12 protein-coding genes and 1 pseudogene are annotated in these 10,545 nt (G+C 66.4%); 9 read left to right on the plus strand and 4 right to left on the minus strand.

Features of this window, described 5'->3' with window-relative positions; all coding sequences use genetic code 11:
• Window positions 1-581, plus strand: a pseudogene (locus WA965_RS17265) (hypothetical protein); the annotation flags it as partial.
• Here WA965_RS17265 and WA965_RS17270 read toward each other — a convergent pair.
• The 3 genes from WA965_RS17270 to WA965_RS17280 are packed head-to-tail and all read right to left on the minus strand — an operon-like array spanning window position 548 to window position 1,897.
• Window positions 548-808 (minus strand): hypothetical protein, encoded by a 261-nt coding sequence (locus WA965_RS17270; protein ID WP_526300689.1) that lies wholly within the window; start codon window positions 806-808, stop codon window positions 548-550. The pseudogene WA965_RS17265 and the gene WA965_RS17270 overlap by 34 nt on opposite strands.
• Window positions 809-818: 10 nt before the next feature.
• Window positions 819-1,676 carry an oxygenase MpaB family protein gene (locus WA965_RS17275; RefSeq protein ID WP_526300691.1) on the minus strand — a complete coding sequence of 286 codons (858 nt, stop codon included), beginning with the start codon at window positions 1,674-1,676 and terminating at the stop codon, window positions 819-821.
• Window positions 1,673-1,897 carry a hypothetical protein gene (locus WA965_RS17280; protein WP_526300693.1) on the minus strand — a complete coding sequence of 75 codons (225 nt, stop codon included), beginning with the start codon at window positions 1,895-1,897 and terminating at the stop codon, window positions 1,673-1,675. Before WA965_RS17280 ends, WA965_RS17275 begins: the two co-directional genes overlap by 4 nt.
• A gap of 262 nt (window positions 1,898-2,159) precedes the next feature.
• On the opposite strand from WA965_RS17280, the gene WA965_RS17285 reads away from it, so the two are divergent.
• Window positions 2,160-2,552, plus strand: a complete 393-nt coding sequence (locus WA965_RS17285) for a VOC family protein (protein ID WP_178359395.1) — start codon at window positions 2,160-2,162, stop codon at window positions 2,550-2,552.
• 49 nt (window positions 2,553-2,601) lie between these two features.
• Window positions 2,602-3,795, plus strand: a complete 1,194-nt coding sequence (locus tag WA965_RS17290) for an MFS transporter (RefSeq protein WP_526300695.1) — start codon at window positions 2,602-2,604, stop codon at window positions 3,793-3,795.
• A 7-nt stretch (window positions 3,796-3,802) separates the two neighbouring features.
• Here the strand turns inward: WA965_RS17290 and WA965_RS17295 are convergent, their stop codons facing one another.
• Entirely contained in the window at window positions 3,803-4,594 is a 792-nt protein-coding gene (locus WA965_RS17295) for an IclR family transcriptional regulator (RefSeq protein ID WP_526300697.1), read from the minus strand.
• A gap of 142 nt (window positions 4,595-4,736) precedes the next feature.
• Here WA965_RS17295 and WA965_RS17300 point away from each other — a divergent pair, with 142 nt between their 5' ends.
• From WA965_RS17300 to WA965_RS17325, 6 genes are all read left to right on the plus strand, one after another.
• The gene (locus tag WA965_RS17300; protein WP_526300699.1) at window positions 4,737-5,387 is read left to right on the plus strand and encodes a tripartite tricarboxylate transporter TctB family protein; all 651 of its coding nucleotides are present in this window, start codon (window positions 4,737-4,739) and stop codon (window positions 5,385-5,387) included.
• Between the two features lie 52 nt (window positions 5,388-5,439).
• A complete protein-coding gene (locus WA965_RS17305; protein ID WP_526300701.1) occupies window positions 5,440-6,954 on the plus strand; it encodes a tripartite tricarboxylate transporter permease in 1,515 nt (504 codons plus the stop codon).
• 47 nt (window positions 6,955-7,001) lie between these two features.
• Entirely contained in the window at window positions 7,002-8,018 is a 1,017-nt protein-coding gene (locus tag WA965_RS17310) for a tripartite tricarboxylate transporter substrate-binding protein (protein WP_526300703.1), read from the plus strand.
• A complete protein-coding gene (locus tag WA965_RS17315) occupies window positions 8,015-9,376 on the plus strand; it encodes an MmgE/PrpD family protein (RefSeq protein ID WP_526300704.1) in 1,362 nt (453 codons plus the stop codon). Before WA965_RS17310 ends, WA965_RS17315 begins: the two co-directional genes overlap by 4 nt.
• On the plus strand, window positions 9,369-10,070 hold the full coding sequence (locus WA965_RS17320) for an SDR family NAD(P)-dependent oxidoreductase (RefSeq protein ID WP_526447852.1): 702 nt from the start codon (window positions 9,369-9,371) through the stop codon (window positions 10,068-10,070). The genes WA965_RS17315 and WA965_RS17320 overlap by 8 nt, the downstream gene beginning before the upstream one ends.
• Before the next feature lie 58 nt (window positions 10,071-10,128).
• Window positions 10,129-10,545 (plus strand): MmgE/PrpD family protein (locus tag WA965_RS17325; RefSeq protein WP_526447854.1); only part of this gene is annotated, 417 nt, incomplete at its 3' end.

Genomic DNA, 10,545 nt, shown 5'->3' on the forward strand with positions numbered 1-10,545 from the left:
GCGCGGCCCTGTTGGCGACCCTGCCCGATCTGGCGTGGGGTGTCGGCGGGCGGGTGTCACCGGTGCAGTACCCACCGGGGTGGCAGGCCGCCGCCGCGGTGATCAATGCCGATCCCCGACCGGTGGCGGTGTTGCCCGTCGACAGCATGCGCAGCTTTGCCTGGGCCGGCGATGCCCCCGTCCTGGATCCGTTGCCGCGCTGGGTGCGTGCCGATGTGCTCAGCACCGGGGATCTGACGATCGCCGGGCGCACCGTTCCCGGCGAAGGCACTCGGGCCCGCGAGGTCCAGCGGCTGTTGTTATCCGGCGCCGACCGGGAACAGCTCGCCGCAGCGGGAGTGGGCTGGGTGGTGATCGAGGGACGTGGACCCGAACTGAGCTTGCCGGTTGCGTACCGTGACGCCGACCTGACCGTTTACGACGTGGGTGGGGACGGGGCAGCATCACCACATCGGGGCCTGCTGCTCGCCGCACACGCGGTGTGGCTGGGCCTGCTGGGGATCGGCCTCGTGGGAATGATGCTGTCCTGGATGCGACGGCGGCCGCGTCAGGACATGCAGACAGCCGGCACGACCAGGTAGGCGGGCCACAGGCCGGCGACGATCATGATCGCTGCGATCGCCGCGCCGGCCGGCAGTCGGGTCTGCAGCAATCCTTCGAGCTGCCGCACCTCCTCGAAGTGGAAGAACGCCCACGCCAAACCGATCGTCACGTACGGAATGGCAAGCCACATCGCAGTTTCGACGACCGCGGCGACGCTGACGCGGGTGCTCAACAGGCGACGGGTGGCGACTCGGACGCCGGACACGGCCACCTCCTCAGACCAGTCGCCGTTGCCGACGGGTACGTCTGCGGACGTCGGCCAGCAGCGCATGACTTCCGCCTTGACGGATGAACGCCGGCAGGAACCGGTTGACGAAGGCCACGAACAGGAACAACCTCTCGAACAAGAGTTGCCGGGCCGGCCCCCACGTCACGCCGAGCGCCTCGCGGAACACCGGCGCCAGAAAGCCGACGGTGAGGAACTTCAGCAACGGCCGAAAAGGCAGTGCCAGAACAGGATTGATCATGCGTAAGTCGATCAGGTCGAGCAGGTAGCTACGCACGACGTCGTCCAGTGCGATGTCTTGGCACGCGGTGTCCCAGTAGCGGTCGAACTCCGCACGGGTCGCGGGCCACTGGTCCTCGCGTACCTGCAGAGTGGTGCCCAGCGGCCACGCCGATGTGTAGAACTGTTCGGCCTGCTCGGGAGTCATCTCGCCGCGCAGCATTTGGTAGGTGTCCTCGAGGCCCACGAACAGGCACGCCGCCACCCACATCTGGAGGTCGAGATCGAATGCGTTGTACCGCACCGGACTCTGCGGTCCCGATTTCACCTGACGGTGCACCTCGTCGACCGCGTCGCGGAACGCGGCCCGGTCCTCGTCGGATCCGATCACCGCGACAGCGAGGTACTGGAACGTCGTCCGTGCCCGCTTCCACGGGTGCTTCATCAGCGCACCCGAATCGACCTTGCTCTCGACGACGCCGTGACCCACGCCGGGATTCGACAGTTGCATGACCACGTTGGCCGCACCTGCGGCGAACGACCAGAAATCCATGGCATCGGCTGCGGTGACCGGGTCGTCGCTCCAGCGCGCGGTGCGTTTGGCGATTCGGATGCGGGTGGCGGTCACGTCGAACAGACGTCGGCGAACAGCAGGGCCGGCCAGGCGACGACGGCCGCGCAGAACGACACCACCTTCGCCGGACCGTCGAGTTGGGACAGGTGGCTGGTGTGGGTCAGCGACCAGATGATCCCGATCCCGAGATGGGGGCCGCTGAGCAACAGTGCGGTGCCCATCCATTCGGCGATGGTCATCTGGTGATCCAGAACCCGCCGCACGGCGCTCAACATGACCGACATGTTAATCGCGGTACAGCATTCTGAAAGTGGTTCCCACGGAATCTGCCATTGCCGACACTGATATCGGCGCCCCGTTGTGAACCGCTAATCGCATGACTGCAGCAGACGTGGCACTGCCGCACGCGCTACCGCCGTCTGCTCCCTCCTTCGAATCATTGACGCTGTGGGCTGGACGTCCTACAGTCTGATTTGCAGAAATATTTTCTCCACAACGGAAAATTGACCATCGACAATCAGAAAGAGGGGATGTCAGGTGCGCATCCGACACCTTGGAATCGTCGTCCAGGATCTCGAGAGGACCGCCGAGTTCTACGAGAACGTGCTCGGCTTCAAGCGACTGGGCGATATCCGTACTCCCGGCCACTACCCGGGCAAGGCCATCGACCTGAGCGACGGCGAGGTCAACTACTCACTGCTGCAGCCCAATCCTGAGATCCAGAGGTCCGAATGGACGTATGGAGCCATGGGCCCCAACCACATCGGCGTGACGATCGAGGACACCGCCTCCGTGGTCACCGCGCTGAAGGAACGCGGGATCGAGGTGTACGGCGCAGAGAAGGCCGACCCGCCCCGATTCTTCAAGTTCCGCGATCCAGACGGTGTCGAGGTCGACGTCGCCACGCCGGAGCGTGGCTGGAAGTTCTGATCGACGCGTACCCCGGGCCCGTCGGTACGGGCGGAGGTACGACTGAGCCGTGAAGGTGTTCTCGGGTCGCACTGTGCCGCCGTGGTGGCTCCTCGGGACCGTGGCCAGCATCTTCCTGCTCCAGACCGCGGTCACACTGGCCCGCCCGGTGTCGACCTACCGCCTGTTGGCACTCGACGCAGACGGCACCGCTCTCGGGCTCGCCGCGGCGTGTTTCGCCGTCCCCCCGATGCTGCTCGCGGTTGGATTCGGCCGGTGGGCCGAGAAGCACCATCCCGCCGTCCTTCTGGGACTGGGACTGACCGTCGCCGCGGCGGCGGCGTTCGCGCTCGTGGTCGCCGACACCGTTCCCGCCATCGGACTGGCCACCACCGCGCTGGGCGTCGGCCACATGTCCGGCACCATCGGCGCGCAGAGCATCATGGCTCAGGCGCAGAGTTCCCTGACCCGCATCAACCGATTCGGCATGTTGACGACCATCTCGGCGCTCGGTCAGATCGCCGGCCCCATCGCCGGCGGCGTGATCATCGGACATTCCGAACAACCCGGTCTCGAGGCCACCTCGTCGGCCCTTCTCGTCGCCGCATGGGTGTTCGTCGCAGGCGTGCCTCCGGCAATTCTCGCCTGGCGCACCAACATCCAGAAGTCCACGATTCGCACCGGGCGAGCCCAGCGGGTGTGGCACCTGCTTCGGCGGCGAGGGATGCCCGCGGCGCTGATGACGAGCTTCTCCGCCAAGAGCGGCATGGACCTACTGCTGGTGTACGTGCCGTTGCTCGGAGCAGCCGTCGGCCTCAAACCGTCCCAGGTCGGGCTGCTGCTGGGCATCAGCTCGACCGGCGCGTTGCTCGCGCGTGCCGCCACACCGATGTTCGTGCGGCGGCTCTCCACGTTGCGGTTGACCGTCAGCGCCACCGCGGTCGCCTCGGCATGCCTGGTGCTGATAGCGGTCAGCGACGATCTGGTGCCGATGATCCCCGCGATGGCAGTGCTCGGCTTCGCGCTCGGTTTGTCCCAGACCACCACGATGGACTGGGTCGTCAATCTCGTCGACGAGACCAGCCGTGGGTCCGCGTTGGGCCTCCGCATGGCGACCAACCGCCTCGGCCAGACCCTGATCCTGGTGGCAGCGGGCGCGATGTCGGGCTGGCTCGGCGTGCAGATGGCCTTCATCATGTTGGCGGTGGTCATGCTCGGCACCGCGGGCTCAGGTCTGATCAGCGCGAGGAAGGACCCCGGCTGACCGCCGGTCAGCCCCGGCGGGGGCCGTCCGGGCTCTTCGCCAGCGTCTCGATCATCAGCTCTCCGATGTGCGAGATGCGCTGGGAATTCAGGCGGCTCGCGGGTGCCGCCACGGCGATCGCGGCGGGCCGACCCGCGAAGTCACGGAACGCCACCGCCACCGATCCGACGTCGTCCTCGGTCTCGCCGGAATTGACCGCGTACCCGCGTTCCCGCGTCTTGGCCACTTCCTCGAGGAGTTCGGCCTGTGTGGTGATGGACTGATCGGTTCTCGCGGTGAACGGTTCGTCGGACGTCGGATAGATCTCTGCGACCTGCTGGTCCGTCATCAGTGACAGCAGTGCTTTGCCCAGCGACGTGCAGTGCGCGGGCACCAACGTGCCGGTGCGAGCCACTACGCGCAGGGCTTTCTCGGACTCCACCGCGTCGGCGTAGCGGACTTGGTTGCCCTCGAGCACGCCGAGGTGGACGGTCTCACCGAGCTCGGTGTTCAACTCCTCCATCGCCGGCCGAGCCTGCTCGCGGACGTTCAGCGAACCCACCACCGCGAGGCCGACTTCCACAAGCGCGGGACCCGCCACATAGGCCCGAGTCACCGGCTCCTGCTGGACAAAACCGTGATGGGCCAGCATCGCGAGCAGTCGGTGTGCGGTGGAGTGCGCGACACCGAGGTACTTGCACGCGTCGGTGAGTCGCACCCGGGGTTGCTCGCGGAACAGCAGAAGCAACAACAGCGCGTTGTTCACCGACGCGATCGGATACGCGGGACCCGTTTCGCTCTCCGGCCTCACCTTCTGCATAGAAGAAGAGTACCGGCGATTTCACGGGCCCCGCGGACCTTCAGGCGCAGGAAGTGATGCTTGACACATCTACCGGCTGAACCTAGATTTCTCACATACAGAAATTCTTTCCCTCCTGAAGACATGGCACCAAGAGGTCTGAATGGCTCGAGATACCGAACAACCCACCGGTGCAGCCCCCGCGGGAACGGGTCATCTCCCCGATCCGCAGGGCGACACCACGACCGATCGAGCGGTGGGTGACACCCCCCTGATCGCCGACCACGACGGCCAGCCGGTGGACAGCGCCGACGCGCCGCCGAGCGAGCATGACCGCCGACTGACCCAGCGGGTCCACATCCTGCTCGGCCTCGTGGTGGCCGCGGCCGCAGCGTGGATGCTCTACCGGAGTTCGACGGAACTTCCGTTCTACGGAGGGAACAACGAGCCGGGTCCCGGATACCTACCGGTACTGCTGACCGTCTGCCTCATCGGACTGGGCCTGTTGCTGTCGGCCGTCTGGGCGTTCGGTCCCCGAGCACGTAGCGGTGAGGCCCCGACGCTGTCGTTGGGGCGCAACCAGATCGCCCGCGCGCTCCTGGTCTGGCTCGCGCTGGTGATCTGCACCGCGCTGTTGGATCCGTTGGGATTCCTCGTCGCAGGAGAAGTGCTCGTGTTGTTCGTGATCCTGGTGGTGGAACGGATGCGCTCCATCCCCTCGATCGTCACGTTGCTGCTCCTCCCCCCGCTGATGTACTTCGTCTTCGAGATCCTGCTCGAAGTCCGACTCCCTGTAGGAACCCTGTGGCAGTGAACGGATTTCAACACCGGACCGATGGCCTGACAGGGGAGAGAGGACAAGACGAGTGGATGCGGTAAACGGTCTGCTGTCCGGATTCCAGACAGCCATCACGCCTACCAACCTGTTCTGGCTGCTGGTCGGTTGCCTGCTCGGCACACTCGTCGGCATCCTGCCGGGACTCGGCCCGCCTGCGACGATCTCGATCCTGCTGCCCTTGGCCACCGGTTTCGACCCGGCGACCGGCCTGATCATGATGGCGGGGATCTACTACGGCGCCAAGTACGGCGGCTCGACCACTTCGATCCTGATGAACATTCCGGGTGAATCCGCCTCTGTCGTCACGTGTCTCGACGGCTACCAGATGGCCAAGAAGGGACGGGCCGGGCAGGCGCTGGGCATCGCGGCGATCGCTTCGTTCGTGGCCGGCACCATCGGTGTCATCGGGCTCACGTTCCTCGCCCCGCTCGCGGCCAAGGTGGCGGTCAACTTCGGCCCACCCGAATACTCGGCGCTGATGCTCTTCGCACTCCTGCTGGTGATCATGCTTGCGGGCGATTCCCTGCTCAAGGGCTTCATCTCGATGTTCATCGGCTTGTTCCTCGCCACTATCGGAACCGACCTCTTCTCCGGCGAGCAGCGGTTCACCGGAGGCGAGATCGAGTTGGCGGGCGGCATCGAGTTCATCGCCCTGTCCGTCGGGATCTTCGCCATCGGCGAGGTGCTGGTGAACCTCGAGGAGAAAACCCAGAAGCCGCTCTTTGCGGTGCCTAAGAAGTTTCGCGAACTGCTTCCGTCCGGGGCGGACATCAAGCGGTCGACACCGGCAATGCTGCAGGGCGGGGTCCTCGGCTTCATCATCGGGGTCCTGCCCGGCGCCGGTTCCACGGTCGCGTCATTCGTGTCCTACATCGTCGCCAAGCGCACCTCGAAGCATCCCGAAGAGTTCGGCAAGGGCGCCATCGAGGGGGTGGCCGCCCCGGAGGCTGCCAACAACTCCGAGACCGGCGGGGCGATGGTCCCGCTGCTGACGATGGGCATCCCGGGTTCGGGGACCGGCGCGATCCTGCTGGGCGCGCTGGTGCTCTACGGGCTCAACCCCGGACCACTGCTGTTCTCCGAGCATTCCGACGTGGTCTGGCCGATCATCGCCAGCATGTACCTGGGCAACCTCGCCCTGCTGGTGATGAACCTGCCCATGGTGCCGTTCTTCGCGAAGTTGCTGAACACCCCCTACAAGGTCCTCTACCCGGGGATCCTGCTGATCTCGGTGGTCGGTGTGTTCAGCGTCAACTTCTCGATCTTCGACGTCTGGCTGCTGGTGATCTTCGGACTCCTGGGCTACGTCATGCGCAAGCTCGACATCCCGCCCGCGCCATTGGTTCTCGCGTTCGTCCTCGGACCCATCGCCGAGAACTCGATCCGCCAGTCGCTGCTCCTGTCGGACAACAGTCCGATGATCTACCTTCAGCGGCCCATCTCAGCGGCACTCATCGGACTTGCGGTTGTGCTGCTGCTCCTCCTCACATTCGGCCGCAAGTCCCGCAAGGTGCGCGAACAGATGCTCGATTCAGAGGTATGAAACAGACCCTCTGTCTCACAGAAGTTCCCAACTCTCAAGGAAGAGAAATGAACCGTACAAAGAAATCCCTCACCGTCCTGATCGCGATCCTCGCCCTACTCGGCGTGTCCGCCTGCGGCGGTTCCGGTTCCGGTTCCGACTCGGGCTCGGGCTCGGGTGGCGGCGCACCCGGCAATGTGGAGGTGGTGACCCACAACGCGGTCGGCGGCGGCTCCGACGTGTTCACCCGCCAGATCATCAAGATCATGTACGAGAACGACATCATCGACAGCCAGTGGCCGGTGCGCAACGTTCCCGCCGGCGACGGCATCGGCGCCATGTCCTACCTGATCGAACGATCGGGCAACGCGGGCCTGCTCGCTCAGGTCACCCCGACCTGGGTCGCCACCCCGATGACGGTCGCCAACTCCAACGTCAACCTCGACATGCTGACCCCGATCTCCCTGGTGGCCACCGAACCGCAGGTGATCGTGACGAAAGCCGACAGCGAATTCACGTCCTTCACCCAGTTCGTCGACGCCGCCAAGGCCGCACCCGACACGTTGGTCCAGACCGGTGGCTCCAGCACCGCCAACGACGCCCTCACCCGACTGGTGCTGCAGGACTCGCTGGGCGCCACCTGGAAGTTCCTGTCGTTCGAGGACACCGGTTCACGGATCACCGCGCTGTTGCGTGGCGACGCCGACATCATGCTCGGCAGCGCCTCCGATGTCGCCGAACAGGTTCGTGCGAACGAACTGGCAGTGATCGCCGTGGTCGGCAACGAGCGCCTGGAAGCGTTCCCGGAGGTGTCGACCACCGAGGAGCAAGGTATCGACTCGTCACAGGTGCCCGTGCAGTTCCGCGCCATCATGGGCGCCCCCGACATGCCCGAAGACGCCGTCCAGGCATACCAGGAAGACATCTCGGCGATGGTCGAGACCGAAGGCTGGAAGACCCTGGCCAGCAGCGACGGTCTGGTGACCCAGAACCTGCAGGGCCAGGAGCTCACCGACTACCTCAACAACCAGACCGAGATCGTCGGCACCCTGCTCGGCAACCTTGGCCTGAGGAAGGATCAGTGACCGAAGCCGGTCCGTCTGCGCTACTGGCCAAGTTCGTCGCGGAACACGATGGCGACGAGATCCCCGAAGCGGTACTGCACGCGGCGCGACGCGCCCTCGTGGACCACATCGGGGTGGCCGTCGCCGGCTCCACCGACGACGCCGCCCGCCGATCCCGTGGTGCGCTGGCAGTGAGTGAGAATCACGGCAGTGCAACGGTTGTCGGGACGGGCGTGCGGGCCGCGGCTCCGTACGCCGCGTTCCTGAACGCTTTCGCCTCGCATGTGCTCGACCTCGACGACGTGTACAACCCGCCGGGCACCACCGTGCACGGCAGCTGCTCGGTGTGGCCGGCGATCTTTGCCGTGGCCGGCACCCGAGCGACGACGGGTAAGGATGCGCTCGCCACCTTCGCCCTGGGGTTCGAGGTCGAGACCCGCGTCGCCCACGCTGCGGGCCAGACCCACTACGACGCGGGCTGGCACGTGACCGGTACGTCGGGACACCTCGGTGCGGCGGCAGCCGCTGCCCGCACGATGGGCCTCGGCGCTGAGCAGGTCGAGCATGCGATCGCGGCGGGCGCGACACAGGCGGCCGGCCTGCGGGTGATGGCGGGTAGCGACCTGAAGAGCATGCATCCCGGCAAGGCCGCGATGGACGGTGTTCTGGCGGCCTGCCTCGTCGCGCAGCGGTTGACGGCCGGCGCGAAGGCGCTGGAGGGGGACTTCGGCTACCTCGCGGTTATGAGCTCCGACCCTGCGCCCGAGAAGATCGCCACGGGGCTCGGCGAGACGTGGAACATCACGTCGAACGGATACAAGCTCTACCCGAGTGGATCGCTGACCCACCCGATGATCGACGGCGTGATCGCCCTGACGACCGGCCAGCGCATCGCTGCCGCCGACGTCACCGCCATCGAGGTCCGTGTCTCACCGCCGGCCGCTCGGTTCGCCGATCTTCCCCGACCCACGACGCGCATGCAGGCCAAGTTCAGCCTGCGGCACTGTGCGGCGGCGGCCGTCGCGTTCCACCGGGTCGGCACCGAGGAACTCGACGAAACGGTGTTGACCCGTCCCGACATCGTCGAACTGCGCGACCGCGTGAAGGTCGTCGCCGACCCGGGTCTGGGCAAGCAGGATGCCGATGTCGAGCTCGTGCTCGCGTCCGGGCAGACCCTGACCACCGAGGTGCGGGGAAACCGCGGCACCCCTGCCGCTCCGTTGGCCGACGACGAGCTCAGCGCCAAATTCCGCGCACTCGTGGTCCCGGTACTCGGCGTCGCGCAGGCGGAGGCGCTTCTCGACTGCTGCTGGCGGATCGACGAATTAGAGGATGTGACAGCACTTCTCGCGCAGACAGTGCCGCTCGCCGATGCCTGATCGTGGCGTGGCACTCGTCACCGGCGCAGGCAGCGGCCTCGGTGCCGTCATCGCGGACCGACTGGCCCGTGCCGGCTGGACCGTCGCGGTGAACACCCGGTCGCGCGCAGGTGATGCGGACGAGGTGGTCGACGCCATCCGCGCCACCGGGGGCGACGCCTTCACGGTCGCCGCGGACATCACCGATCCTGTTGCAGTGCAACAGATGTTCGCCACGATCGCCGAGCACGGCAGCGTGCGTGTTCTGGTGAACAACGCGTCCTACCGGCCGCGCGCGGCGTTCGCCGACATCACCGAAGAGGACTGGCGCAGGGTCCACGCCGTCACCCTGGACGGCGCATTCACCTGCATCAGGCATGCGTTGCCGACCCTTGTCCCGGGTGGGCATGTCGTCAACATCCTCGGCCGCAACGCACTCGACGGCGACCCTGCGCGGGTGCACGTCTCGGCGGCGAAGTACGGCCTGCTCGGGCTCACCCGCGCGCTGGCCGCGTCGCTGCGCAGCGACGGCGTGACGGTCAATGCGCTGTCCCCGGGGATCGTCTGCGAGGGAGAGGATCTGACACGCTGCCGCGACGAGATCGCCGAACAGATCGTGCGGCTGACGACGGATCCCGGCGAGATCACCGGCGCGCTGGTGCGAGTGGACTGCGACGGTTCGAACATGGCGACCACGGTCTCGCAGTCCTATTGATCGGGCACGATCGACACAATCAGTCTTTTCAGAACCAACACAGACGGGGTGATTACAGGTGGGCGACGGGCGCGGGATCAGCGCGGAATTGGCCGCGTTCGCAGCGGAACTGCGCGTCGAGGACTTGCCGCCCGAGGTCGTCCACCAGGCCACCCGCTGCCTGATCGACTGGCTCGGATGCACCCTCGCAGGATCGGCCACCGATGAGGCCGCCCGGGTGCGCGCGGGGATCGCCGCACTCGATCCCGGCGACGGGTCACGAACGGCAGCCATCGCGGGCACCCGGCAGCGCGCCGGCGCCGGATATGCCGCTCTCGCCAATGGGATCGCCGCACACCTGCTCGACTTCGACGACACCTTCAACCCCGATCGCACGACCATCCACGGCAGCGCCCCGCTGTGGCCGGCGATCGCGGCTGCCGCGGAGTTGGTGCCGGTCAACGGCACTGCGGCCATCGCCGCGTTTGTCGCCGGC

The organism is Mycobacterium sp., assembly GCF_049683935.1.
In the GTDB taxonomy this organism is placed as follows: domain Bacteria; phylum Actinomycetota; class Actinomycetes; order Mycobacteriales; family Mycobacteriaceae; genus Mycobacterium.